A 318-nucleotide genomic window follows, 5' to 3' on the forward strand; every position below is an offset into this window, starting at 1 on the left:
AGACCCCACACTACCATCGGCGCTACGGCGTTTCACTTCTGAGTTCGGCATGGGGTCAGGTGGGACCACCGCGCTACGGCCGCCAGGCAAATTCCTGTGCTCTGTCCTGTGTCTTTTGTGCTGATACTGCGTTGGCTGCATTCGCGAAAATCAGTCACATACTTCAGTATGCTCCTTCCTTCGCTTCATTTGCCGCCTTGTCTCAGCGCAAAATCCTTCGGACTCTGGATCCAAGCTGAAATTCTCTCAATCCGCCAAAACATCTTCGGCGTTGTAAGGTTAAGCCTCACGGTTCATTAGTACCGGTTAGCTCAACGC

Annotated in this window: 1 rRNA gene; it reads right to left on the reverse strand. The window is 52.8% G+C overall.

Going from position 1 to position 318, the window contains the following annotated elements:
• Nucleotides 1-87 (reverse strand): 5S ribosomal RNA (gene rrf, locus ATB02_RS25935); the annotation flags it as partial.
• Between the last annotated feature and the right edge of the window lie 231 nt (nucleotides 88-318).

This window comes from Escherichia sp. MOD1-EC5189, assembly GCF_002966045.1.
Classification (GTDB): Bacteria; Pseudomonadota; Gammaproteobacteria; order Enterobacterales; family Enterobacteriaceae; genus Escherichia; species Escherichia coli_F.